The organism is Leuconostoc citreum (assembly GCF_007954785.1).
Classification (GTDB): Bacteria; Bacillota; Bacilli; order Lactobacillales; family Lactobacillaceae; genus Leuconostoc; species Leuconostoc citreum.
The window spans coordinates 1,527,873-1,554,504 of record NZ_CP042410.1 but is presented as its reverse complement, the minus strand read 5'-3'; the positions used below and the strand labels follow the sequence as shown (position 1 = coordinate 1,554,504).

The 26,632-nt window shown below is 40.1% G+C and carries 26 protein-coding genes; 25 read left to right on the top strand and 1 reads right to left on the bottom strand.

What is annotated here, in order from left to right:
* Positions 1 to 135 precede the first annotated feature (135 nt).
* The 17 genes from FGL72_RS07710 to dnaB all read left to right on the top strand — a co-directional run bounded on the left by FGL72_RS07710 (position 136) and on the right by dnaB (position 17,670).
* Positions 136 to 675: a dCTP deaminase/dUTPase family protein gene (locus FGL72_RS07710; protein ID WP_146992889.1), complete on the top strand. Its 540-nt coding sequence runs from the start codon at positions 136 to 138 to the stop codon at positions 673 to 675.
* A gap of 28 nt (positions 676 to 703) precedes the next feature.
* Positions 704 to 2,071 (top strand): DNA repair protein RadA, encoded by a 1,368-nt coding sequence (gene radA / locus FGL72_RS07705; protein ID WP_080514229.1) that lies wholly within the window; start codon positions 704 to 706, stop codon positions 2,069 to 2,071.
* A 269-nt stretch (positions 2,072 to 2,340) separates the two neighbouring features.
* Positions 2,341 to 3,837, top strand: a complete 1,497-nt coding sequence (gene gltX / locus FGL72_RS07700) for a glutamate--tRNA ligase (protein ID WP_004899587.1) — start codon at positions 2,341 to 2,343, stop codon at positions 3,835 to 3,837.
* A gap of 135 nt (positions 3,838 to 3,972) precedes the next feature.
* The gene (locus tag FGL72_RS07695) at positions 3,973 to 4,875 is read left to right on the top strand and encodes an NADP-dependent oxidoreductase (RefSeq protein ID WP_085699354.1); all 903 of its coding nucleotides are present in this window, start codon (positions 3,973 to 3,975) and stop codon (positions 4,873 to 4,875) included.
* 154 nt (positions 4,876 to 5,029) lie between these two features.
* Positions 5,030 to 6,085 carry an alcohol dehydrogenase AdhP gene (adhP, locus tag FGL72_RS07690; RefSeq protein WP_085699352.1) on the top strand — a complete coding sequence of 352 codons (1,056 nt, stop codon included), beginning with the start codon at positions 5,030 to 5,032 and terminating at the stop codon, positions 6,083 to 6,085.
* Positions 6,086 to 6,245: 160 nt separating this feature from the next.
* The gene (locus FGL72_RS07685; RefSeq protein ID WP_004904508.1) at positions 6,246 to 6,785 is read left to right on the top strand and encodes a hypothetical protein; all 540 of its coding nucleotides are present in this window, start codon (positions 6,246 to 6,248) and stop codon (positions 6,783 to 6,785) included.
* A 394-nt stretch (positions 6,786 to 7,179) separates the two neighbouring features.
* Positions 7,180 to 7,746 (top strand): ECF-type riboflavin transporter substrate-binding protein, encoded by a 567-nt coding sequence (locus FGL72_RS07680; RefSeq protein ID WP_004899578.1) that lies wholly within the window; start codon positions 7,180 to 7,182, stop codon positions 7,744 to 7,746.
* Positions 7,747 to 7,800: 54 nt separating this feature from the next.
* On the top strand, positions 7,801 to 9,498 hold the full coding sequence (locus FGL72_RS07675; protein ID WP_146992887.1) for an ABC transporter ATP-binding protein: 1,698 nt from the start codon (positions 7,801 to 7,803) through the stop codon (positions 9,496 to 9,498).
* On the top strand, positions 9,495 to 10,319 hold the full coding sequence (locus FGL72_RS07670) for an energy-coupling factor transporter transmembrane component T family protein (RefSeq protein ID WP_085699348.1): 825 nt from the start codon (positions 9,495 to 9,497) through the stop codon (positions 10,317 to 10,319). Before FGL72_RS07675 ends, FGL72_RS07670 begins: the two co-directional genes overlap by 4 nt.
* 20 nt (positions 10,320 to 10,339) lie before the next feature.
* Positions 10,340 to 11,791, top strand: a complete 1,452-nt coding sequence (gene pepV, locus FGL72_RS07665) for a dipeptidase PepV (RefSeq protein WP_004899573.1) — start codon at positions 10,340 to 10,342, stop codon at positions 11,789 to 11,791.
* A gap of 65 nt (positions 11,792 to 11,856) precedes the next feature.
* Positions 11,857 to 12,162, top strand: a complete 306-nt coding sequence (locus FGL72_RS07660; RefSeq protein ID WP_004899571.1) for a hypothetical protein — start codon at positions 11,857 to 11,859, stop codon at positions 12,160 to 12,162.
* 165 nt (positions 12,163 to 12,327) lie between these two features.
* A complete protein-coding gene (gene rpsF, locus FGL72_RS07655; protein ID WP_004899569.1) occupies positions 12,328 to 12,624 on the top strand; it encodes a 30S ribosomal protein S6 in 297 nt (98 codons plus the stop codon).
* 32 nt (positions 12,625 to 12,656) lie between these two features.
* On the top strand, positions 12,657 to 13,202 hold the full coding sequence (gene ssb / locus FGL72_RS07650; RefSeq protein ID WP_004899568.1) for a single-stranded DNA-binding protein: 546 nt from the start codon (positions 12,657 to 12,659) through the stop codon (positions 13,200 to 13,202).
* Between the two features lie 34 nt (positions 13,203 to 13,236).
* The gene (gene rpsR / locus FGL72_RS07645; protein ID WP_004904499.1) at positions 13,237 to 13,521 is read left to right on the top strand and encodes a 30S ribosomal protein S18; all 285 of its coding nucleotides are present in this window, start codon (positions 13,237 to 13,239) and stop codon (positions 13,519 to 13,521) included.
* A 148-nt stretch (positions 13,522 to 13,669) separates the two neighbouring features.
* Positions 13,670 to 15,700: a DHH family phosphoesterase gene (locus tag FGL72_RS07640; protein WP_085699346.1), complete on the top strand. Its 2,031-nt coding sequence runs from the start codon at positions 13,670 to 13,672 to the stop codon at positions 15,698 to 15,700.
* A 49-nt stretch (positions 15,701 to 15,749) separates the two neighbouring features.
* Complete coding sequence (gene rplI / locus FGL72_RS07635) at positions 15,750 to 16,202, top strand: 50S ribosomal protein L9 (RefSeq protein WP_004899563.1); 453 nt, start codon at positions 15,750 to 15,752, stop codon at positions 16,200 to 16,202.
* 1 nt (position 16,203) lies between these two features.
* Complete coding sequence (gene dnaB / locus FGL72_RS07630; protein ID WP_004899562.1) at positions 16,204 to 17,670, top strand: replicative DNA helicase; 1,467 nt, start codon at positions 16,204 to 16,206, stop codon at positions 17,668 to 17,670.
* 42 nt (positions 17,671 to 17,712) lie between these two features.
* On the opposite strand, the gene FGL72_RS07625 is transcribed toward dnaB, so the two are convergent.
* A complete protein-coding gene (locus FGL72_RS07625; protein ID WP_004899560.1) occupies positions 17,713 to 18,210 on the bottom strand; it encodes an aminoacyl-tRNA deacylase in 498 nt (165 codons plus the stop codon).
* Between the two features lie 79 nt (positions 18,211 to 18,289).
* On the opposite strand from FGL72_RS07625, the gene FGL72_RS07620 reads away from it, so the two are divergent.
* The 8 genes from FGL72_RS07620 to FGL72_RS07585 all read left to right on the top strand — a co-directional run bounded on the left by FGL72_RS07620 (position 18,290) and on the right by FGL72_RS07585 (position 26,601).
* Positions 18,290 to 19,018: a GntR family transcriptional regulator gene (locus tag FGL72_RS07620; protein ID WP_036058318.1), complete on the top strand. Its 729-nt coding sequence runs from the start codon at positions 18,290 to 18,292 to the stop codon at positions 19,016 to 19,018.
* Between the two features lie 191 nt (positions 19,019 to 19,209).
* Positions 19,210 to 21,663: a phosphoketolase family protein gene (locus tag FGL72_RS07615; RefSeq protein ID WP_004904494.1), complete on the top strand. Its 2,454-nt coding sequence runs from the start codon at positions 19,210 to 19,212 to the stop codon at positions 21,661 to 21,663.
* Between the two features lie 141 nt (positions 21,664 to 21,804).
* A complete protein-coding gene (gene hisJ, locus FGL72_RS07610; RefSeq protein ID WP_085699345.1) occupies positions 21,805 to 22,623 on the top strand; it encodes a histidinol-phosphatase HisJ in 819 nt (272 codons plus the stop codon).
* The gene (locus FGL72_RS07605) at positions 22,620 to 23,297 is read left to right on the top strand and encodes an HAD family hydrolase (RefSeq protein ID WP_004908465.1); all 678 of its coding nucleotides are present in this window, start codon (positions 22,620 to 22,622) and stop codon (positions 23,295 to 23,297) included. Before hisJ ends, FGL72_RS07605 begins: the two co-directional genes overlap by 4 nt.
* On the top strand, positions 23,290 to 23,811 hold the full coding sequence (locus tag FGL72_RS07600) for an NUDIX hydrolase (protein ID WP_085699343.1): 522 nt from the start codon (positions 23,290 to 23,292) through the stop codon (positions 23,809 to 23,811). The genes FGL72_RS07605 and FGL72_RS07600 overlap by 8 nt, the downstream gene beginning before the upstream one ends.
* A gap of 57 nt (positions 23,812 to 23,868) precedes the next feature.
* The gene (locus tag FGL72_RS07595; RefSeq protein ID WP_085699341.1) at positions 23,869 to 25,101 is read left to right on the top strand and encodes an MDR family MFS transporter; all 1,233 of its coding nucleotides are present in this window, start codon (positions 23,869 to 23,871) and stop codon (positions 25,099 to 25,101) included.
* Between the two features lie 150 nt (positions 25,102 to 25,251).
* Positions 25,252 to 26,067, top strand: a complete 816-nt coding sequence (locus FGL72_RS07590; RefSeq protein ID WP_004899548.1) for a Cof-type HAD-IIB family hydrolase — start codon at positions 25,252 to 25,254, stop codon at positions 26,065 to 26,067.
* A gap of 36 nt (positions 26,068 to 26,103) precedes the next feature.
* On the top strand, positions 26,104 to 26,601 hold the full coding sequence (locus FGL72_RS07585; protein WP_004904476.1) for a thiol peroxidase: 498 nt from the start codon (positions 26,104 to 26,106) through the stop codon (positions 26,599 to 26,601).
* The last annotated feature ends 31 nt before the right edge of the window (positions 26,602 to 26,632 follow it).

The window sequence follows — 26,632 nt, the reverse complement described above, 5'->3', positions numbered from 1 at the left end:
GTTAAAATAATATGGCAATTCATTTGGACGGTAATTTGATATAAATTTCATAGCGAATTACCGTATAATAGTAGAAAGATAATTGAAATGGAGGAAGCACATGATTTGTCATAAGACATCGTGTGTTAAATAATTATGCGCGGATTTGAAATTGTATCAACTAAGAATCAGGATGACTTGAATTTACCAAAAAGAAGCACAGAAGCAGCAGCTGGCTATGACTTTGAGGCATCTGAAGATGTGGTTATTCCAAGTGCTCTAAGTAATCCATTCTTTAAAGGACTAAATATTTTATCACTTGGCAAGCTTAAAAATATACAAGATAATGAAGACTTACAGGGGATGCTTAAACCAGTATTGGTACCGACGGGCATCAAAGCCTATATGGCAGAAGGCGAATACTTACAACTGGTTTCGCGTTCTAGTGGCCCAATTAAGAAGCGGATTATGATGCCAAATGCTGTAGGGATTGTTGATGCTGATTATTATAATAATCCTTCTAATGAAGGTGAAATTTTCTTTCAATTTATTAATTTTGGGGTGAAAGATGTTGTGATTAAAAAGGGTGAACGTATCGGCCAAGGTATTTTCTTACCATATCTATTAGCCGATGGGGATGATACAACAGAGAAAGCACAGAGACAGGGTGGCTTTGGGTCGACAGGCCAAAATTAGTTGTGCAACAGTTTAAAGGAGACCGATTATCGCTAAAGTAAAAACACAATTTATTTGTTCTAACTGCGGCTATGTTTCAGCACGTTATCTCGGGCGCTGTAGCAATTGTGGCGAATGGGGTACGCTTGTCGAAGAAAAGGTCTTACCAGAAACAACAGACCGTAAGAGCAGAGTGAGCTTGGATGGTCGGACTGCCAAAGTCGAAAAAATTAATGAAGTCACTTCAGAAGAAACGCCGCGAGTAGCGACAAACCTCAAAGAATTAAATCGTGTCTTAGGGGGTGGTGTGGTACCGGGCTCTATGGTGCTAATTGGTGGTGACCCTGGTATTGGTAAGTCGACCTTGCTATTGCAAGTATCTGGTCAATTAGCTCATGAGGGACGTGTCTTGTATGTTACAGGTGAAGAATCTGCCACTCAGGTGAAGTTACGTGCTGACCGCTTAGGTGTCGGGAATGATGAATTTTATCTTTATCCTGAGACAGACATGACAGCCATTAAGAAGCAAATTGATGATTTACAACCTGATTTTGTTGTGATTGATTCCGTTCAAACAATGCAGGAGCCCGATGTAACTTCTGCTATAGGATCAGTTTCACAAATTAGAGAAGTAACTGCTGACTTATTACAAATTGCCAAGACAAATAATATATCTGTTTTCATTGTTGGACATGTCACCAAGGATGGGGCAATTGCTGGACCAAAAATTTTAGAGCATATGGTTGATACGGTGCTTTATTTTGAAGGAGATAGTAACTATAAATATCGTATTTTACGTGCTGTTAAAAACCGTTTTGGTGCCACCAATGAATTAGGAATCTTTGAAATGCGTGATGGTGGACTAATTGAAGTTGCTAATCCGTCAGAAATATTTTTAGAGGAGCGTCTTGCTGGTGCAACTGGGTCAGCTATTGTTGTGGCGCTTGAAGGCTCACGACCAATTTTAGTCGAGTTGCAAGCATTAGTGACGCCAACTGTTTTTGGTAATGCTCAACGAACAGCATCGGGATTGGACCGCAATCGCGTGTCGTTAATTATGGCAGTGCTCGAAAAACGCGCCAACTTGTTATTACAAAATCAAGATGCATACCTGAAAGCGGCCGGCGGGGTTAAATTAGATGAACCGGCGATTGATTTAGCTATTGCTGTGGCCTTGGCGAGTTCATATCATGATAAAGAATCACGACCTAGTGATGTCTTTGTAGGTGAAATTGGATTGACTGGGGAAGTGCGTAGTGTGGCTGATATTGAAGGACGCTTGAAAGAAGCGCGCAAACTTGGTTTTAAAAGAGCAATTGTGCCAAAAAATAACCTCAATGGTATTGAATTACCAGCAGGAATTCAAGTCATTGGCGTTGCCACATTAAGTGAAGCCTTGGCGTTAGCGTTAGATTAATCTCTTGCTAAAGTGTTTCACGTGAAACAACCAATATCGTTGTACAAATAGCTTGAATATACGTCATTACTGCTCATGATGTACTTAAATGAAGTACACGTAGAAGGGATCGACATAAATTTGACCGTTTGAATTGGCAGGCCAGTCTGCGTTGGAAATTATGCGCTGTAATGTTGTACAATAGAGTAGATAAATAGCGGGTTTTACCCGTATAACTGAGGAGGAATGTGTTTGTATGATTTTTTATACAAACACCTATAACACATCACATGACAGAAGATATTCGTGTTCGCTACGCACCATCACCAACTGGCCATTTACATATTGGTAATGCGCGTACAGCTATTTTTAACTGGCTTTTTGCTCGCCATTATAATGGTAAATTTATTATTCGTATTGAAGATACAGATTCAGCCCGTAATATTGCTGATGGCGAAAAATCTCAGTTAGAAAACTTAGCTTGGCTCGGTTTAGACTGGGATGAATCACCGGAAAAGCCAGGTGAATATGGACCTTATCGCCAATCTGAGCGTAATGAGCAGGGTATTTACCAACCGTTTATTGATAAGTTGTTGACTGAAGGGTTGGCATATAAATCTTATAAAACGTCGGAACAACTAGCTTCTGAACGTGAAGCTCAGCAAGCAGCCAAGCAAGCCCCGCATTATGTTTACGAATATGAAGGTTTAACACGTGAAGAACGTGAGGCAAAGTATGCCGAATTTGAAGCAAAGGGTCTAAAGCCAGTGGTTCGTTTCCGTGTGCCAGAAGAAAAGACTTACGCTTGGGATGATATTGTTAAAGGACACATTGAAATTGGTGCCAAAGAAGTTGGAGGCGATTGGGTCATTCAAAAAGCCGATGGCATGCCAACATACAATTTTGCAGTTGTAGTTGATGACCACATGATGAAGATTTCGCATGTGTTGCGTGGTGATGATCACGTGTCTAACACCCCCAAGCAAATGATGATATTTGAAGCGCTTGGTTGGGATATACCACAATTTGGTCATATGGCGCTGATTATCAATGGTGAGACAGGTAAAAAGTTATCAAAACGTGACGAAAACGTCTTGCAATTCGTTGAACAATACAAAGCATTAGGTTATCAACCACAAGCAATGGTCAATTTTATTGGTTTACTAGGTTGGTCACCAAAGGGTGAAGACGAAATTTTCTCACTAGAAGAATTTAAGCAAATGTTTGACGAAACCCGCCTGTCAAAGGCAAATGCGAAGTTTGATCAAAAGAAGTTGGAATGGATTAATAACCAGTGGATGCGCCGTGATTTAGAAGAAATTATGCCACAATTAATTCAAGAATTAGTGACTGCTAATCTTGTTAGTCCTGCTGATGCAACAGCTAAGGCAGATTGGTTAGCTCAGGTGATTAAGGTGGCTGGTGTTGAAGGCATTTCTTATACGCGTGAAATAGTTGACCTAGTACGTCAGCCTTTCTTTGAATTAGGTGATATTACTGATGAGATGGTGGCTTACTTAACCTCCGAAGAAGGTCGTCGCGTGTTTGATGCATGGGAATCAGCTTACATCGCACTACCTGATGATGCGACAGCAGAAGATTACCTGAATGCGATTCGTGGTATTCAAAATCAGCTCGAAATTAAAGGCCGTAATCTCTGGAATCCTATTCGTATTGCGACAACACATGAAGTTCAGGGACCAAATCTTCCTGAAATGCTAGTTGTTTTAGATAAGGCAACCGTATTACAAACAATGGCTGATGTTAAATCAAATTATCTGAATTAAATGAGAGCATGGACGATGCATAGCATTAGTTCATGCTTTTTTAGAACAGGAAGTAACACTTATGATCGTTTTTAGACTAAAATATAGTTATTGACACGTTGCAATCAATTATATTAATTTAGAAAGTGTGACACAATGTATGCTGTAGAAATGATTAATTATGGTGACTTGGATGTTTTGACGGATACACAAACAGCACAAAGACCAGAAATTAAATCAAAACAGGTTCTTGTACAACAACACGCCACAGCAATTGATCCTTATGACGTTAAGTTTCGTCAAGGGTTGATGGGGACAGATAAACCAACGCCATTAATTCCAGGCTCAAGTGTTTCCGGTCAAGTCATTGCTGTTGGAGATGAGGTGGAAAACTTTAGCATAGGTGACCGCGTGGCAGCTTCGACGCATTTAAAGTCTTATGCACAGTATGTTGCTGTTAGTCAATCTTTGCTGGCTAAAATACCGGATAATGTCAGTTATGAAACTGCTGCGGCAACAGTTTTAGGCGCGCAAACGGGTTATCAGATGGTGACAGTAGATTTAGATATTCAGCCAGGTGAGTCTGTCTTAATTCATGGTGGGGCAGGGTCAGTTGGATCAGCTGCAATACAAGCTGCACGACTTCGAGGCGCACAAACGATATACACTACTGCCAGTAGCACAGCGACAGCATATTTGCAGGCGATAGATAATCAAGTGCAAGTCATTGATTATCGCACCACTGCCCTGACACAGGCTTTACCCGAGGGGGTTGATGTCATCTTAGACACAATTGGTGGCGATACATTACAGCAATCGTTAAATGTACTCAAACCACAGGGCAGATTAGTATCACTTGTCGAAGATGCAACTGATCAACGGGTACAACACAGTTACCTGCAATCGAATGGGCAGCGTTTAGAAACACTGCTGGGCCTTGTTTCAGTTGGCAAAATTTCAATCAAAATTGCCCAAGTTGCACCTTTTGATGCCGAAAACATGAAACAATTCCAGACATTAAAACATGTTTTAGGTAAATTAGTGTTAACTTTTGATTAAACACGTGCATTAGCATGTGTTTTTTTAGTCTGATTGATCACATAATAAATTGTGAAATTGTGTGTTTTTTGATAAAAAAACTTTACATCTGTCCTTAAAACAGGTACAATTTACTTGTAAAATAGTTCACAAAAAGAAGGAGTATATCGATATTATGAAAGCAGCAGTCGTACGTGAAAACCCAGATGGTTACGTTGATTTAATTGATAATTGGGAACCAAAAGCTTTGTCATTTGGTGAAGCCCTAGTTGATATGGAATATGTTGGTCTTTGCCATACAGACTTGCACGTAGCCGGTGCCGATTTTGGGAATCCTAATAAAATTGGACAACGAAACGGTGCGTTCCGCCGTGTAATCGGACATGAAGGTGTTGGTCGTGTGTCAAAGTTAGCAGAAGGTGCTGGTGATTACTTGAAGATCGGTGATCGTGTATCTATTGCTTGGTTTTATGATGCTTGTGGCGTTTGTGATTATTGTGTAACGGGAAATGAGACATTTTGTCGTAAAGTTCGGAATTCAGGCTACACGGTTGATGGTGCTATGTCACAACAGGCAGTGGTTAATGCTAAGTATGCTGTTAAAGTGCCTGAAGGCTTGGATCCACTTGAAGCTACGTCGATTACCTGTGCTGGTGTGACAATGTATAAGTCACTTAAAGTCGGTGAAACAAAACCAGGTCAGTGGGTATCTGTTCATGGTGCCGGTGGTTTAGGTAACTTAGCTGTTCAGTATGCGCACAACGTGTTTGGCGCACATGTGGCTGTTATTGATGGTAATGATGATAAGCTTGCTGCAGCAAAAGAGAATGGTGCTGAAGTCCTAATCAACCGTAAAAGGGTTGAAGATGTGGCTGCTGAAGTACAAAAAGCAACCGGTGGTGTCCATACTGCACAAGTGACCGCAGTTAACGCAGCTGCATTTAATCAAGCAGTTGACTCACTACGCCCTATGGGTAAGTTAGTTGCTGTGGCCTTGCCACAAGGTGACATGGCTTTGAATATTGCTAAGACCGTCTTAGATGGTATTGAAGTTCGTGGGTCATTAGTAGGCACACGCGCTGATTTGAAAGAAGCTTTCCAGTTTGGTGCAGAAGGCAAAGTTAAGCCAATTGTTGAGAAAGTTAACTTTGCAGACATGAACGAAATCATTGATGAGATGAAAGCTGGTAAAATTACCGGACGTAAAGTCTTTGATTTCACAACACTTTAAGCAATGTTTAAAAATTCAGTCCACTGTTCGGACTGAATTTTTTTATCATTTGAAATATGGTGGTTCGTGAATCATTGTGTTAGAATTGGGTAACAAATGGATGGAGGAATGTATGCTTATTGGTTAGCCTAAGGCGATATAATCAGCATATGGGTGAATAATGTCTTATTTTACACAACAACTTTTTAATGGGCAGCGTGATCGTATTTTGCGTGTAGTTGATATGGCTAGTGATGAACAAGCGACAGCAGGCTTTATTCACATTTTTGACGAGCGACGCGTCTTTGATTTTGACTATGCCAGTGAATTAACAAATGGTAAAATCACGCAAGCTGAATTTGATGAAGAGGGTGAAGCTAATAATACTTTTAGTGTGAACTTTATGCCGATAGCTAGCGACGAAGATGAAGTGCCAAGTGAGCTTTTTGAAGCGTGGGCTGGTCTTATTGGGCGAGACTATGCATTAATGCCACATGTGCACATTAATATGTATCAGCAAGCACTCAAACCAGAAATTGAACAAATTGATAAGCCGATTTTTGAAGAAAGATTAATTGAATTAGTGAGTCGCATATTGGGTTCATCCGTTATTGGTTTTGAACAAAAATCTTTGACAATGTTTCCGAGCTTCTTAGTACAAGAACAACAAGAGATTAATCAACCACAAGGTCCTTCTACGCAAATTATTTTGCCAGATTAATAAAATAATAAATGCATTGACAAAGTGTGAGAAGTGTCTTAAAATCTAGTCATGTTAATAAATCGATGAAACGAAGAGTAAGTATGTAGCATCAGTAAAGCGAGTCGGGCGGGTGAAAGCCGATTTGATGAGACATATTGAAAATGAACGTGAATGAGGCGAATAGTGAAAGCTGTTGGCACGGTTAGTCCCGTTATCAACCTTAAGGATTGCATACTGTTAGACAATGTGCGATTAAATTTGGGTGGTACCACGTTTTTGCGTCCCTGTTAGTCATGCGCTAGATGACTAACAGGGACCTTTTTTGTTTTCAATATCGGTCATGTAGGGCCTAGTCGTTTATTTTGTGTGGTAGCGTAACAGAACAGTTAATTAGAAAGCGAGGCGTAAAAGCATGCATAATCAGAAAAAGAATCAGGGATTTTCAGTGAAATCAGTCGTTGCAACTGGTATAGGGGCTGCGGTGTTTTTTGTTTTAATGAAGTTTATAGCCATCCCAACCGGTGTGCCCAATACGACAATCAATGTTGCTGAGGGCTGGTTAGCATTGATTGCGGGGTTGTTTGGTCCCGTAGTAGGCTTGTTGGTTGGTTTAATTGGACATACATTAAATGATGCCGTGACCTATGGGGCACCGTGGTGGTCTTGGGTGATTGCAGATGGCGTCTTTGGCTTATTGTTAGGCTTTGGTAAAAAGTATTTAGCATTAGAATATGGCGAGTTGACAACCAAAAAATTGGTGCAATTTAATGTTTGGCAGGCAGTTTCAAATGTCTTGGTCTGGGTGATTATCGCACCGCTTGGCGATATTATAATCTATAAAGAAGCGGCACAGAAAGTATTCCTACAAGGTGCAGTAACTGCGGTTGTGAACACTATATCCGTAGCAATCATCGGATCATTATTATTGGTCGCTTATGTCAAGTCACGACCAAAGAAGAGCAGTCTACGTAGTGAATAAAACATCAAACAAGCGCAATAGCTTGTGTACATACTAAACAATAAAGGATACATTATGGCAACGCCGCTTATCGATTTTCAGCATGTCACATTTAAATATCATGCACAAGCCGAACCCACGTTACACGATATTAATTTTCAGATTTTTCCTGGTGAGAAAGTATTAATTGCTGGTGCTTCGGGCTCAGGTAAAACAACCTTATTACGACTATTAAATGGTTTGATACCCGAAGCCTATGCTGGGGATGTGACTGGCACACTAAAACTCCGCGGTCGAGATATTCTATCACAGTCGCTCTTCGAGTTATCTTTACAGGCTGGCACAGTACTACAGGATTCGGATGCCCAGTTCGTTGGTTTAACTGTGGCAGAAGATATTGCTTTTGCTCTAGAAAATGATGATCAACCAGTATCAAAAATTAAGGCTAAAGTAGCAAAATGGGCGCAACGTTTTGGCTTGAGTGAACGGTTAGAATTAGCGCCACAAATGTTGTCTGGTGGTCAAAAACAACGAACTGCTATGGCGGGTGTTTTAGTTGATGATGGGCGATTATTATTGTTTGATGAACCGTTAGCTAGTTTAGATCCTGCAGCAGGTAATGCTGCTATGGATATGATTAATCGTTTACAAGCTGAGCGTGATTTAACAGTTGTGATTATTGAACATCGTATTGAAGAAGTGTTGCGTGCAGATGTCGATCGGATCATTGTGATGTCTGATGGTCATATCGTAGCCGACGATACGCCAACTGCCATTATTCAGGCCGGTATATTGCCAGAAAACGGGCTTGACGAGCCGCTGTTTGTACAGTTATTACGTCGTTCGGGTATCGAAGTAGCAAAACTAGACCACGTAGCAGATGTTCAATTAGTCTCCGTTGATGACCAAAAACATGCTATTGAACAACTGAAAGTGCCTGTGAAACGGCAGCCAGTCTTACCTGAAAAGTTAGTCGTTCAGAATTTGAATTTTGGTTACGATACGCACGAAGCCTTATTTGAGGGGCTAAATACTAGCATTCGTCAAGGCGAAATACTGGGTATTGTTGGCAAAAATGGATCGGGGAAAACAACGCTTTCGCACCTGCTAACGGGCTTTTTAATGCCTGATTCGGGGGATATTTTGTTAGATGGGCAATCAGTTTTGCAGCAATCAATCAAAGAGCGCGCAGATCACATTGGCTATGTCTTACAAAACCCCAATCATATGATTACGAAAGCAACAGTTTATGATGAAGTTGCCAGTGGCTTGATTTTAAGACATGTCTCATCTGTTGAAATAGAAACACGTGTCCGTGAAGTACTCAGTTTAGTTGATTTAGACGGCATGCGTCACTGGCCGATTGCCGCACTGAGTTTTGGCCAGAAAAAACGTTTGACAATTGCGGCAGTGCTTGTGTTGCAACCAGAAATTTTAATTTTAGATGAACCGACAGCCGGTCAAGATGCCACACACACGGGTGAACTACTAAAGTTTTTGACAAAAATCAATCAGCAATCACAGACAACTATCATCATTATTACCCACGACATGCATTTGTTAGCAAACTTTGTAACTCGGACGTTAGTGATTGTTGACGGGCAGTTATTGGCTGATACGACACCAGCTGAATTGCTTGCTAATGAAGCACTTGTTAAAGCGGCCAGTTTACGTACGACGAGTATTTATCAACTCGCAACACGATTGCAAATTGATCACCCAGAGATGTTGAATGCCGCGATTGTATATGAAAATGCTACAGGAGAACGATGAATAATTTATTTGGTTATAAAAAAAGAGATACTTGGCTCAACCAAACAACTGGGACAGCAAAATTAATTGGTTTTCTGGCGTTAACAACGATGGGCATGTTGTCCTATGATACGCGTTTTTTACTATTTTTAAGTATCATGGCAGTTATTTTAATGCAAACAGCACATATTAAATATCACGAATATGCTTTGATGCTTAAACTGGTACTTTTTTTTGCAGTGATTAACCTTGTGATGGTAACCGTTTTGGCACCGCAATATGGTGTGTCATTATATGGGACACGTCATGTCTTGTTTGGTAACGGTTATTGGACGATAACACAAGAGCAATTGTTCTATGAGTTTAATTTATTACTTAAATATTTCTTTTCATTGCCCTTGGCCATTGTCTTATTATTTACGACTAATCCCAGTGAATTTGCAGCCGGATTGAATAAAATAGGCGTGCCTTATAAAGTTTCTTATGCTTTTGCAATCACTTTACGTTATATTCCCGATGTGCAAAGTGATTATCGTACTATTAGTTTAGCTCAGCAGGCGAGAGGCTATGAAATATCTACTAAGGCACCCTTATTAGCACGCTCAAAGGGCGCAGTGCAAATCATCTTACCACTTGTTTTTACAAGCCTTAATCGGATTGAAACGATTAGTCAAGCTATGGAATTGCGTCGGTTTGGACGTGAAAGTAAAAGATCTTGGTACCAAGAACAATCACTATCTAAAAGAGATGGCGCCATCATTTTTGGGTCTGGTATCGTCATTATAATCGGTGTTTGGTTACTAGTGGTCAATCATGGGCGCATATATAATCCATTTAAATAACAGAGAGGCTAAGTAATGTGATGCTGACTACGAACAAATGGCAACTAACAGCACAGAAATATCAAGATAAATTATTAGTGGATTTATTGCAGTTTTTAGCAATACCGTCTGTCTTAGATCCGCAAACAGCTACTTTTCAAAGGCCTTTTGGCATTGGGATTGATACGGCGTTACAATTTTTAGTTGATATAGCAACGCGTGATGGCTTTAAGGTAGAACGTGTTGCAGACAACATGGTTGTGACAGTTGATTACGGACCAGATGATGTGCCAGAGACTGTGGGCGTTTTATCTCATGTTGATGTTGTTCCCGGTAATGCAGCAGCATGGCGGGTTACGATGCCTTTTAGTCCTAAAATTGTTGATGATCGTCTTTATGGCCGCGGGGTATATGATATGAAGGCAGATTTAATTGCGAGCTATTATGCCTTAAAGCAGTTAAAGGATCAGGGCTTTGTACCCAAAAGAAAAATTCGCTTAATTTTCGGTAGTGATGAAGAATCTGATTGGCGCGACATGCAAGCCTATTTAAAAGATTTTGGTGAGCCAACACTTGGTTTTTCACCTGATGGAACCTTTCCTGTAGTCCCAGGTGAAAAAGGAGTCCAGACAATTACCATGCGTTTCGTAGGCGATACTTTTGATTATCGCGAATTTGAATTACTGGCTTTTCAAGCGGGAACGCGTGACAATGTTGTTCCCGGCAAAGCCACGGCAATTGTTAAATTGTCAGATAATCAGGATATTAATTTGTTTTTAAAACAATACGAGCAATACTTGACCGCAGAACCATTAATTAGTGGTATTGGTCAATATGATGACGGTGAAATTCATCTGACTTTGTATGGCAAATCAGTACATGGTGCTTATCCTGAAGACGGATTGAATGCAGGCACTTATTTAGCGCATTTTCTAAGTCATTACGCCTTCCAACACCAAGCACAAGCTTTACTCCACCAATTAGGCGATGTGTATCATCGTGATGTCTTTGCAGCAAACATCGGTTTAGCTTACCATGATCAAATTATGGGCGATTTAACGATGAATGTAGGGCAAACAGTTTATCGTCAGGGGCAGGAAGGCTACATTAGAATTCAATTTAGGTATCCAGTTGGCATGAGCGAAACGACAATTCTAACTCAAATTCAACGTCATGTCGGTCCGTTAAAAGCTAAAATTTTTAAAGAAGTACAATTTGGTAGTCAACCACATATGGTCGATTTAAATGATGTCATTGTGACTAAATTACAAAATATATACGCGCAACAGACAAACACAGATAAAACGTATAAAATATCAAATGGTGGTTCATATGCCCGTTTATTAAAACGTGGCGTAGCCTTTGGGGGGCAATTTCCCAACTTGCCAGTGATGAGTCATCAGCCAGATGAATATGTATTGCTGTCTAATATTTCTCGCGCGCAAGCTATTTTTGCACAAGCCTTATATGAGCTAGCAGAAACAACAACTTGACAAAGCGAACAAACGTTCCTATAATTTGAGATAATTAAGCAAATAATGACATTGAGAGAAAACGCATGCAGTTACCTGAATTTAGACAAGCCCTAGAAGACAAACTAAGCGCACAAAGTGTGGCACGCGTTCTGGCCTCAGCGTATGATTTCCAAGTAGCACAAAATAATAATAGAACACCACGGGCACGCTATGGTACTGTGAAAATGACAAAAGAAGCAGATGCCATGTGGGAAACAGTGGTTAGCAACATTTTAGCGGGGATGTCGGCCAACAGTGATCGTGATATTTTACAACGATTGGCTGATGATGAATTTATTGCAATGGTTGAAGAGGGGCTAGAGGAAATTAATTTTACGACAGAATTTTAGTTTTTTCTTTCGGAGGAACGTATAATATAGTGACCGGCTGGAAAATTCTGATAAGTACTTGAAATTTACCCTTGTTTTGTAGTATCATTAATAATTGTGAATGCACAAAAGTGCAAACACTCCTTGCAGCCAAGGCTGCCAGAGACCAAAAGGAGGAAATAAAACATGGCTACATCATACGAAATGACTTACATCGTTCGCCCTGATATGGAAGCGGATGCAAAGAAAGCGCTTGTAGAGCGTTTTGATGGTATCTTGACTAACAACGGCGCAACAATTACTAAGTCTGCTGATTGGGCAACACGTCGTTTTGCATACGAAATTGCTGGTTACCGCGAAGGCGTATACCACGTCATCAATTTCACTGCTGAAGACGATGCTGCAATCAACGAATTTGATCGTTTGGCAAAGATTTCACAAGATATCTTACGTCATATGATTGTTAAGCGCGACGCAGAATAATTCTGAAATTCCACTGGTGAAGGAGCTTTAATATGATTAATCGAGTAGTATTGATTGGGCGATTGACCCGGGATGTGGAATTACGCTATACGCAATCGGGTACAGCGGTCGGCACGTTTAGCTTGGCGGTAAATCGCCAGTTCACTAATCAATCTGGTGAACGTGAAGCTGACTTTATTAACGCCGTTATCTGGCGAAAAGCAGCGGAAAATTTTGCAAATTTCACTGGTAAGGGCGCTTTAGTCGCTGTCGAGGGTCGTTTGCAGACAAGAAATTATGAAAATAATCAAGGCCAGCGTGTATACGTTACCGAGGTTGTTGTCGATAATTTCTCATTACTTGAATCACGTGCTGAAAGCGATAAGCGTCGTGCCCAAAATGGTACGTCAGCAACAACACCTTCAAATGATAATCATTTTGGTGGTAGTGAAAGTAATAATAACTTTAATGCTGTTGATCCTTTTGCTGGTGCAAATCAAAACACCCAAAAATCAACTGCAACAAGTGAAGCACCTAACCCATTTGCGGCTAGTGGCAAAACAGAAATTGATATATCAGATGATGATTTACCATTTTAAAAATATTTAAATTATTAGGAAAGGAGCTTCAATCATGTCAGAACAAAACTCACGTCCACAAAACTCAGAACGTCCACAACGTTCACGTCGTCCACAAGGCGGCCCACGTCGTCGCCGTAAGGTCGACTACATTGCAGCCAATCATATTGAATTTATTGACTACAAGAACACAGAATTGTTGGAACGCTTTATTTCAGAACGCGGTAAGATTTTGCCACGTCGTGTAACAGGTACATCAGCTAAGAACCAACGCAAGGTAACAACAGCTATCAAGCGTGCGCGTATCATGGCTTTGTTGCCATTCGTTACAGAAGACTAATTAATATTATTCTGCTTTAGAAAGCTCAGGTATTTAACCTGGGCTTTTTTGTTTATTTTGAAAAAAGCGAACTGTGGTAAAATAGGGTATATGATTTTTTTGACAAAAAATAGTCAAAAAGTAAACATGGGGAATATTGAGGTTACTTGTGAAAAAGCTGTTTAATTTTAAAACATTACCAATATTTTTTCAAAGTACAAAATTAGGGACTGTAGCATTATTACTGTTGTTAGTCAGCCTATTGAGTGCTTTTTTTGCGGTACTTGTCAATTGGGTTTTTGGATTGATTTGGTTGATTGTTGTAATTATTGGTTTGATTTATTCTGGTCAGGCGCTGAAAGAGGTTAGTGAGAATGCACAGGAATACCTTTCAGGATTAGGCTATCGCATTTCTCGTAGTGAACAAGAAGCTTTGATTCGGATGCCTATTGGTATTATATTGCTAAATGATACTGAAAAAATAGATTGGATTAATCCTTACATGCAAGGTTATATTGGTAAGCGTGATGTTTTAGGATTATCGCTATCCGATTTAGATGGCAATCTCGCTGCTGATGTCAAAAACTACTCTGATGCAAAAGAAACGAATACAATTACATGGCAAGATAAACAGTTCTCGCTTTATGTACAGCAAAATTTGCGCGTCATTTATATGATGGATATTAGTGAGTATGCTGCTATTGCCACAGAATATGATAATCATCAATTATTTAGTGGTTTAATTTCTGTTGATAACTATGAAGAAGTTACAGAAGGCATGAGTGAATCAGAAACTTCTACACTTCGAACTTATGTCACAGGCGCATTATCTGATTGGGCAACCACGCATCATATTTATTTAAGAAGGCTAAATACAGTTCATTATGTCATGTTTGGCTATAAAACTGCGTTACAAGAAGCAGAAAAAGATAAGTTTTCAGTACTAAAAGCAATCCGAGAGGCCACAGCACAACAAAATTCACCGGTGACGTTATCCATGGGTGTTGCTTATGGTGAGCAGGATATTATTCAACTAGCTAAAATGGCACAAACCAACTTAGATTTAGCATTAGGTCGTGGTGGTGACCAGGTTGTTGTCAAGTCTAATCAATCAGCTGCTCGCTTTTATGGTGGTGCAACAAACCCAATGGAAAAGCGGACACGTGTCCGCGCACGTATGATTTCACAAACTGTCGCTGAATTAATGGAACAATCTGATAACATTATGATTGTTGGCCATGCAACACCAGATTTAGATGCTATTGGTGCCGGATTAGGTATCTGGCGTATGGCACAAACTAAAAATAAGCCAGCATTCGTTATTATTGACCAAAAAACGGTATATAGTGATATTAAATTATTATTGGCAGAAATTAGAAAAAATACACCTGACATTGTCGCACCAGGTTCCAATATTAATGATTCGATTGTTGATGAAACACGTGCCTTAAAGCTAGTGCGTGAGAACACATTGCTGATATTAATTGACCATGCACAATCGGCAATTACTAGTGCACCACATTTGCTCGATAGGTTAGCCAACCGAGTGGTAGTGATTGATCACCACCGTTTAGCAGAACAAGGGTTGGACCAAAAACCTTTGTTGACTTATGTTGAGCCCTATGCATCGTCAACCTCTGAGTTAGTTGTAGAAATGTTACAGTATCAAGATCAGAGCCATGCGCCGATTACAAAATTAGAAGCGACCGCTATGCTTGGTGGCATTCAAATTGACACGAAAAACTTTACCTTGCGAACTGGTTCACGTACATTTGATGCGGCAAGTTATCTTAGAGCCAATGGAGCAGATAGTAATTTGATTCAATCGTTTATGAAAGAAAACCTAACTGATTTTAAATCACGTACGCATCTCATTAATTTGGCAGTGGTGGATTCAGGTAATGCTATTGTGACAGGAGAAAGTAATCAAACCTATTCGGGTTTGATTACAGCACAAGCAGCAGATGAATTATTACAAATCAGCAGTGTAGAAGCTTCTTATGTTGTGACAAAGCGTGCGGATGGTCGTGTCGGTATTTCGGCGCGTTCAACAGGACAACGCAATGTGCAACGTATTATGGAAGCAATGGGTGGTGGGGGCCACTTATCCAATGCGGCAACACAAATTTCAGGTGAGACACCAGAAGCAGTGACAAAGCAGTTAAAAGAAGTCTTACAAGCAGCCATTGAAGCACAGTAATTGGGGAATACGCTGTCAGCTAGTGCATACAAATAGAAGGAGATTCAAGATGAAAGTTGTATTTTTAGAAGATGTTAAAGGTCGTGGCAAAAAAGGTGAAATTAAAGAAGTACCGGATGGTTACGCCAACAATTTTTTGATTAAAAATAAAAAAGCCGAACCAGCAACAGGTAAAAATTTAGGTGCTGTTAAAGGGCGTCAAAAAGCAGAGGAAAAGGCAGCAGCTGAAGCCTTAGCCGAAGCCGAACAACTAAAGGCTAAAATGGCAGATGAAAAATTTGTTGTAGAAGTTAAGGGGAAGTCCGGTGCCGACGGACGTTTGTTTGGTGCTATTTCAACTAAGCAAATTGTTGCCGCATTAGCAGCACAAAAACAAATTAAGCTGGATAAGCGCAAATTATTGTTGAATCAACCCATACATGCATTGGGATATACGAATGTTCCAGTTAAGTTGCATCGTGATGTTGTAGCCAATTTGCGTGTACACGTCAGCGAGGGATAATATGGACAATCCGGGATCATACGAGTATCGGCAAGTACCACAAGATGTGGATGCGGAACGTGCGGTGCTCGGGGCCATTTTTTTCGATGTGAGATCAGATAGTGCCATGGTAGAAGCTCAGGCGATTTTGGAACCTGCGGACTTTTATCGTCAAGCGCATCAAACAATTTTCAAAGCGATGCAGCAGTTAGTCGATGAACAGCGCCCTATTGATATGTTGACGTTGCAAGACAAGCTTAATAGCATGCAACAACTTGAAAATGTTGGTGGCATGACATATTTGGCCGAAATATCTGAGTCATCGGCGTCTTCAGCCAATTTAAAGCATTATGCAAATATTGTCCGCGAAAAATCCGTTTTACGTCGTATTATTGAAACATTAACACGTAGCATGTCTTTGGCATATGATGCTGCTGAACCGAGTGAAGATATCTTAGATATACTTAACCGTAATTTAGATACATTGGCGGAAAATCGTGGTGACGAAGATTTTCAAAAAATTAAAGATGTCTTGCGTGAATTTCAAGAGAACTTAGATAACGCTGTTGAAAACGACAATGATATTGTTGGGTTAGCCACAGGGTATCCGGAGTTAGATAATTTGACGCACGGCTTTCGAGAAGATCAAATGGTTGTTTTAGGGGCTCGACCAGCAGTCGGAAAGACTGCATTTGTGTTAAATATTGCAAAGAACGTTGCTAAAGCAGAACAAGTGCCTGTGGTTGTTTTCAGTTTGGAAATGGGTGCAGTTGACCTAGTGACACGATTGGTTGCGGCCGAAGGGGCAATTGATTCGGCTCACCTAACGACTGGGCAAATGTCCCAAGATGATTGGCAATCACTAACATTAGCCATGCAATCCTTGGCTAACATGCAAATTTACATGGATGATACACCAGGTATTAAAATTAATCAAATTAGTGCCAAACTACGTAAGTTAGAAAAAGACTTGCTCAATGATATGACGCAAGAAGACAGAATTAACAATCCTCACCCAATTGGTATGGTCATTATTGATTATCTGGGTTTGATTGAATCGAATAACACAGAAAGCAGACAGCAAGCTGTGTCGGAAATATCACGTGCCATTAAGAAATTAGCGAAGGAATTGCATACGCCAATTTTAGCCTTAGCACAGCTTAGCCGAGGCGTTGAACAACGGACTGATAAGCGGCCAGTGTTATCAGATTTGCGAGAATCTGGTTCGATTGAACAGGATGCAGATATTGTTGCCTTTTTATATCGTGATGATTATTATCGTAACGATGGGACAGATGAAGACGGTAGTGGGGATCAGCGTAATGATGATGAGGCTGTTCCAATTGAAATCATTTTGGAAAAGAATCGTGCTGGTGCGCGAGGCACTGCAACGCTGATGTTTAATAAACCAACATTCAAATTTAGTCCGATGGCGCCGTTGTTTCGCGACGATCCAAATGCTGGACCAAATGGTAACCCAGGGTGGTAAAAAAGGACGACCATATATTGGCCGTCCCTTTTTTTTATTATTTTATTTATCCAGCAAGTCAGCAAATGTGGCACCGACTAGTGTTGCGATATCTTTTGGTTTAACTTTATCAGAACGGCCAAGTTCACCAGCGCTGACCAGAAAATAAGGGGCAGTTTCAGCAGTACTATCGATAAAAATGGGGAAATGTTTATTTTGCCAAATACCCACTGGGTTATTAGCGCCATGAACGTATCCGGTAGTTTTTTGCAGTTCTTTCAAAGACAACATGGTAACTTTCTTATTGCCAGAAACGTGTGCTAATTTTTTCATGGCGAGGTGTTGTGTAATGGGAATAATTGCTACCACTGGACCAGTCTTATCACCAGTAGCCGCTAACGTTTTATAGATGTCTGCGTGTTTGACATTGAATTTTTCTAATAGAGCATCCCGTTGGGCTTCAGTTTTGTCTAGAATATTAAATTCAAAGCCTTCGTATGCCACATCGTGCTTATCCATAATCTGCTCAGGTAATGTTTTTTTGATTTTCTTTTTTGCCATAATAATGACAGTTTACCACAAATTGGCACAACCAAAAAGTAGCGCGGTCCAACCAATTCATGATATACTATTTGGCATGATGTCAGAAGCTATATATGTAACCGTGCAAGCGGACTTAAAACAAAAAATATATAATGGTGATTTTCCTAATCTAAAGTTACCAGACGAACGTTCTTTGGCCGAAAATTATCATGTCTCACGCTCATCAATTAAGCGTGCCTTGAATGTTCTTGTACAACAAGGGGTTATTTTTAAAAAGCGTGGCAGTGGCACTTTCGTCAATCCGCTCTATCTTAAAAATAATGCTTTATTTCAACATGAAGGCTCTAATTTAGGTGTCTCTGATTCGTTTCGGGTCGATGGGAAAGCACCAAGTATCGAATTATTAGATTTTCGTGTTATTCCAGCAACACCCGAACAGCAACAAGCGTTATTTTTGAGTGAAGGTGACTTTGTTTATGAAATCAAACGTTTGCGACGATTAGAGGGGGTGCCGTTTATGATTGAAAGGGGCTATGTCCCGATTAATGTATTACCGGGCTTAAATCGAGAGATTGTTTCAGGTTCGGTTTATGAGTATGTCGAAAATACTAAAAACCGAACGGTAACCAAATCCTTTATGACAATCATGGCTGAACCTTCAAACCCAGAAGACCAACAATTATTGGAACTGTCAGATCGTGAACCAGTTGGGATTATGGAAGGTATATTTTTCATGGATGACGGGACACCGTTGGAATTTTCCAGTATGCGACTACACTATAAATATTTAAGATATAACGCCTTTGTTAGTATTGATTCCGAATAAAAAACTTAACTATTTTTATTGTATTGGACCGTACCAATTATGTTACTGCGCCAACCAAAATAAAAAACAAAATCAACCAATAATGTTTTTATCTTGAATAAATCCTTAAAATCGGTTATACTTGAGAAGTAAATAACGGAGAAAGATTCGTGGTTTACGATTCTCTCAAAAAATAAGGAGTACTTAATCTCATGGCAGATTTCGATTCAAAAGAGTACTTGGAACTCGTTGATAAGTGGTGGCGTGCAACTAACTATTTGTCAGCAGGGATGATCTTCTTGAAGAGCAACCCATTGTTCTCAGTTACTAACACACCAATCCAAGCCGAAGACGTTAAAGTTAAGCCTATCGGTCACTGGGGAACTATTTCAGGTCAAACATTCTTGTATGCACACGCAAACCGTTTGATTAACAAGTATGACTTGAACATGTTCTACATCGGTGGACCAGGACACGGTGGCCAAGTAATGGTTACTAATGCCTACTTGGATGGCGAATATACTGAAGATTACCCAGAAATCACTCAAGATTTGGAAGGTATGAGCCGCTTGTTCAAGCGTTTCTCATTCCCTGGCGGAATCGGATCACACATGACAGCACAAACACCAGGTTCATTACATGAAGGTGGTGAATTGGGTTATTCATTGTCACACGCCTTTGGTGCTGTTTTGGACAATCCTGATCAAATTGCTTTTGCTGTTGTTGGTGATGGTGAAGCCGAAACAGGCCCATCAATGACATCATGGCACTCAACAAAGTTCTTGAATGCTAAGAATGATGGTGCTGTTTTGCCAATCTTGGATTTGAACGGATTTAAGATTTCTAACCCAACAATCTTCTCACGTATGAGTGATGAAGAAATCACAAAGTTCTTTGAAGGTTTGGGTTACTCACCTCGCTTTATCGAAAATGATGACATCCATGACTATGCAGCTTATCACGAATTGGCTGCTAAGGTTTTGGATCAAGCTATTGAAGATATTCAAGCTATCCAAAAGGATGCGCGTGAAAACGGTAAGTACGAAGATGGTACAATCCCAGCATGGCCTGTAATTATTGCACGCTTGCCAAAGGGTTGGGGTGGACCAACACATGATGAAGATGGTAACCCTATCGAAAATTCATTCCGTGCTCACCAAGTGCCATTGCCTTTGGCACAAAATAAGTTAGAAACATTGTCACAATTCGAAGACTGGATGAATTCATACAAGCCAGAAGAATTGTTCAATGCTGATGGTTCATTAAAAGATGAATTGAAAGCTATTGCACCTAAGGGTGACAAGCGTATGTCAGCTAACCCAATCGCTAACGGCGGACGTCGTCGTGGTGAAGAAGCGACTGATTTGACATTGCCAGATTGGCGTCAATTCACAAATGACATTACAAATGAGAATCGTGGACACGAGTTGCCAAAGGTTACTCAAAACATGGATATGACAACACTTTCAAACTACTTGGAAGAAGTTGCTAAGTTGAACCCAACATCATTCCGTGTCTTTGGACCTGATGAAACAATGTCAAACCGTTTGTGGAGTCTCTTTAACACAACTAACCGTCAATGGATGGAAGAAGTTAAGGAACCAAATGATCAATATGTTGGCCCAGAAGGTCGTATCATTGACTCGCAATTGTCAGAGCACCAAGCTGAAGGTTGGCTTGAAGGCTATACATTGACTGGCCGCGTTGGTATCTTTGCTTCATACGAGTCATTCTTGCGTGTTGTGGATACAATGGTTACACAACACTTCAAGTGGTTGCGTCACGCCTCAGAACAAGCATGGCGTAATGATTATCCATCATTGAACTTGATTGCAACGTCAACTGCGTTCCAACAAGATCACAATGGTTACACACACCAAGATCCAGGTATGTTGACTCATTTGGCTGAAAAGAAGTCTAACTTCATTCGTGAATACTTGCCTGCAGATGGTAACTCATTGTTGGCTGTTCAAGATCGTGCGTTCTCAGAACGTCACAAGGTTAACTTGATTATTGCTTCTAAGCAACCACGTCAACAATGGTTTACTGCTGATGAAGCTGATGAATTAGCTAATGAAGGTTTGAAGATTATTGATTGGGCTTCTACTGCACCATCTGGTGATGTTGATATTACATTCGCATCATCTGGTACAGAACCAACAATCGAGACACTTGCTGCCTTGTGGTTGATTAACCAAGCCTTCCCAGAAGTAAAGTTCCGTTATGTTAACGTTGTTGAATTACTTCGTTTGCAAAAGAAGTCAGAATCTCACATGAATGATGAACGTGAATTATCTGACGCAGAATTCAACAAGTTCTTCCAAGCTGATAAGCCTGTTATCTTTGGTTTCCACGCTTACGAAGATTTGATTGAATCATTCTTCTTCGAACGTAAGTTCAAGGGTGATGTTTATGTTCATGGTTACCGTGAAGATGGTGACATCACAACAACTTATGACATGCGTGTTTACTCAAAGTTGGATCGTTTCCACCAAGCTAAGGAAGCTGCCGAAATTTTGTCAGCTAATGGCACAATTGATCAAGCAGCTGCTGATACATTTATCGAAAAGATGGATGCTACTTTGGCAAAGCATTTCGAAGTTACTCGTAACGAAGGTCGCGATATCGAAGAATTTACTGATTGGAATTGGTCAGCTTTGAAGTGATTAACCATGTTAATCACGATTAAGTCAACTCTTTAAATCATTAAATCATTAAGCGAATCAGATATATTCTGGTTCGCTTTTTTTTTAACTTATCTGTACAATAATAGTTAATGATACGGAAAGAATGAAGAGGTTTGTGCAATGATGTTACCAAAAAAAGACGGCCATACACATACACCGTTTTCACATCAAAATTCTGATGAAGTTTTTGATGCTTATATTGAGCGTGCAATGACGTTAGGATTTGAAACCTATACAATTACCGAGCATGCACCGTTATTATCGGGACTGTCATTGCCAGGTGATTATGCCGTTGTCACTGATGAAGACATTGTTCAGGTTAAACGTGAAACGGCACGTTTAATAAAAAAATATAAGCAACAGATTACAATCACAAAGGGATTTGAAGTTGATTATTTAGCTAATAATGAAGTGAATATGCGTCGCTTTTTGCGTGATAATCAAACATGGCTCGATGAAATTGTGCTTGCTGTTCATTTTATACCAGATGACGTAGGCGAATTGCGTCCAATTGACTATACAGCGGAATATGTGTCAGCACATTTCTCAAACCTGTTGGCTGATCCCCAAAAATTTTACCAACGTTATTTCCAAACTGTCGCGCAAAGTGTTGAAGCAGTAATTGGTCTTGATGTGCCTGTTAGAATTGGACATTTAGGTTTAGTAAAAAAGTTTCAAAAGGTACTCAATCTGCCAGACTATTCAGATGAAATTTACCGCCAAATTGGAGATATTTTACAAATGATACAGGCAAGAGACTACCAATTAGAATTTAATGCAGCTGGTTTAAGTGAACCGGAAAATGGTGAGGCTTACCCGGATAATGATATTATCACTGCTGCTCAGGATATGGGGATACCGATAATTTACGGTTCAGATGCACATCGTGTGCATGATATCGGTAGGCATTTTGACCTACTTAATGAGGTGCTGAAATGATGAAAAACCAAGCACTGAAGGCTGTTTTTTTTGACTTTGATGGTACGATTGCAAACACAGAGAAGCTCTCTGTGTTAGCCACGCAACAAGCATTTGAATCGGTTGGTTTACCTATACCAGTGGCTCAAGATATTATCAATTATCAAGGTGTGCCTATTGAAACCTCTTTTCCAAAATTATCAGAACGACAACTTAGTGAAGAAAAACTAAAAAAACTATTCCAGCTATTTCGTCAGGCTTACCAAAATAATGAATCTGAAAAAAATATTAAAGCCTATTCAGGAATCCCAGAATTATTACAACAATTGGTGCAACAAGGCATAGCTCTCTTTATTATGACTAGTAAAAAGTCAGCTGTTGCAAAGCGGAATTTAAAGTTGATATCTTGTGATCAGTATTTTACTGATATTTATGGTTCTGATCGTGTGGTTGCCTTTAAACCAAATCCTGAAGGCTTATTACAGGCTTTATCAGAGCACCAGTTGCTTGCCAATCAAGCCGTTATGATTGGTGATGCTACTTTTGATATTGACGCTGGTCATGCGGCACACATGAAAACTATCGCTGTGACATGGGGTTCACATCATCTCGCAACGTTAGAAGCAGCACAACCAGATAGTATTGTCACGACGCGAGAAGCATTAGCTGACGTTTTATTGCCAGCACATGGTTGATGAGCGTGCTGATAAACTAGATGAGCTATGGGATGTCTACACAGCCGATAAACAAAAGACGGGGCGCTCACATCGACGTGACGAGCAACTCAATGTTGGGGAGTATCATTTAGTGACCAATGGCATTATTTTTAATCTTGCTGGACAGGTTTTATTGCAGCAAAGGTCATTTCATAAGATGAGTCGACCAGGTCTATGGACAGCTGAAATTGGGGGTTCAGCTTTAGTCGGGGAAACGAGTCAGCAGGCCCTAGTGAGAGAGTTGTCAGAAGAAATGAATATTTGTGTACCAGCTCACCAGTTACGATTCCTATTGACGCGTCGATTAAGCAGTTGGATTGAAGATTGGTACGCTATAAAAATAGATAGCGAGACAATGCCTATCCGACTACAAGCAGCGGAAGTTATTGCTGCTGATTGGTTGTCATTGGCAGATGCTCTTCAAGTCATGCAAAACAATCATCAGCTAACGGAAGCCAATTTAATTTCTAAGGCGGCGACGTTACTGTTTTAAAAAAGTATCATTTTTAAAATCATACAACTTTTGTATGCTTTTTATTTTGGAGGTCTTATGTCAGATTTTTTCAAGTTAGATCGTAATATTCAGTTGCGTATTTTGATGATGTTTATAACGGTTGCAATTGGGTCATCCGTTGGACCAAATATGACAATTTATTATGTCGAATATATGGGTGCTCTGGTCACGGGATTTTTGTTAGTATCAGTGCAAGTCGCTGGTTTTATAGCAGGTCTTTATGGTGGTCATTTGTCCGACTCATGGGGGCGTAAGCGTGTGATGTTAACAGGAATTGCTTTAATGGTGGTTGGGTACGTTGTTGCGGCAGTGATGAATTCACCATACTATGTCAATCCCTATGTGACATTTATTGGTTTTTTACTAGCATCAGTTGGTCTTAGTTTTGCATCGCCAGCAGAAGAAGCCATGATGATTGATGTGTCAACAGTTCAAAATCGTAAATTTATTTACGCAATGATTTACTGGGTTATCAATTTATCAATCATGATCGGTGCATCATTAGGTGGTTGGTTCTTTAAGACAGCACGTTTTGAATTACTCATTGGAACAGCATTAGGCGCGCTAATTAGTTTGTTAATTGTTTTATTTTGGATTACAGAAACACTGCCAGTTGAACGACGACAAAAACAAGGACGGTCCGTTTGGGCCGTGATTAAAAATTATCGTATTGTCTTGTTGGACAGACGTTATGTAAAATTTATGGTTGCCGGCATAGGTATTGCAGTTATCTTTTCTTCGCCAGATTACTATTTGGCAGCACACCTGGCGCAATCTTTTCATACCACATCAATGTTTGGGGTGCAGATATTTGGGCAACGTATGTTGTCAGTTATCACCATTACCAACACATTGATGATTGTCTTACTCATGGGCTTCATGACGAAGTTATTTGCTAGATGGTCGGATTTGAAGTCGAGTTTAGTTGGCACAGCGATACAAGGCATTGGTTTTGCTATCACATTTTTACTCACGGATTTTTGGCCATTGTTAGTACTAGCTATTATTTTAACAATTGGCGAAATGATTGTGACACCAGCCAGTCAATCACTGCGCGCTGAAATGATGAATCAAGAAAAAATAGGCGTTTACAGTGGATTTAGTTCGGCCATCCGTCCAATCGGATTTATCTTGTCGTCTGGTATAGTTAGTGCTTCAGTACTGATTGGTAATGTTGGTGCGGCCTTGTTACTGTTGCTTGTGACTTTAACTAGTATGCTATTTACGGGTTTAGCTGTACAAATGTTGCGAGAAAAGCGCACACGATAGTTATTATAAATCGTGGCGTATTTTTGCTATAATAGAGTCAATTATTTAAATTAACATGGCAACACAATGCGTGAACGTGTTGTCATCATTTAAATTGAAAGGGAACTAATAATCTGCACTTTCATGAGCAGCTTATGAAATATATGGGACATGTCAGAAATTAAAATCGTTTCAATTGATATTGACGGGACACTGTTAAATGACCAACGTGAAGTGACGCCAGAAGTCAAACAAGCAATTAAACATGCGTTAGCACAAGATGTCAAGATTGTGATTACGACAGGAAGACCATTACCAGGCGTCAAAGGTATTTTAGCAGAATTAGGTATTGCTGGTGACAACCAATACGTTATAACTTATAATGGTGGGTTAGTTCAGACCGCCGATGGCAAGAAGACGTTATTCAGGCAGCCTTTGTCTGTGGCCGAATTTAAGAAAATCAATGACTTTATGGTTTCCAAAGATACGTATGTGCAAGTTGAAACACATGATGCTGCTTACACAACACACCATAAAATTCACCCTTGGGCTAGTTTTGAGAATAGTTTGGTTAATTTGCCACTATTTGTTTTGGATTCGGAGGCTGAATTGGAAAAAGTCGAGTTTATTAAGGCGATTGCCAACGATGAAGAATCTAAACTCGATCTTGTGCAAGCGGCTGTTCCCGATGACATTAGTCAGAATGTCAATGTTATTCGATCAACAGCTAATAATTTAGAATTCATTGATCGCCAAGCGTCAAAGGGTAATGCGCTTCTTGCGTTAGCAAAAAAGTTAGCAGTCAAGCCATCGGAGACGATGGCGATTGGTGATCAAGCAAATGATTATAGCATGATTGAACAGGCTGGTATTGGGGTTGCCATGGGTAATGCAATTCCTGATATTAAGCAAATAGCTGATTTTGAAACAGCGACAAACAACGCGTCGGGAGTGGCGAAGGCAATTGAGCATTTCGTGCTACAATGACGGTAGCGTAAAAAATAAACAACGGAGGTTGTCAAAATGAACGTTTTAATTAACGGTGAAGAAACAGCGCTAGTTGGGGAACCGCTAGCAGTCGGAGAGGCATTGCCTCACTTTAAGTTAGAAGACAAGAACGGCGAAAAGGTTAAAACAGTTGATTTATTAGGTCAAGTAACGTTGATTTCTGTTGTGCCTGATTTGAATACGGGAACATGTTCACTTCAGACACGCCATTTTAATCAAACAGTTGATCAGTTTAAAAATGTACAATTTATTACTATCTCAACTAATTCTGTGGCGGAGCAGCGTGATTGGTGTGCGGCTGAAGGTGTTAAAAATATGCGTATGTTGTCAGATGAACAAGAGTCATTTGGCTATGCAACAAAGCTTTATTTGCCAGCTAATGCTTGGGATACAAGAGCGGTTTATATCATAGATGCACAAGGTATTGTTCGATATGCGCAAATTGTATCTGAAGTGTCACAAGAGCCGGACTATGATAATGTTTTGGCAGCCTTAAATGAACTAACCAAATAGTGTTTTCAGCAAAGAGCCTTATCTCATATGA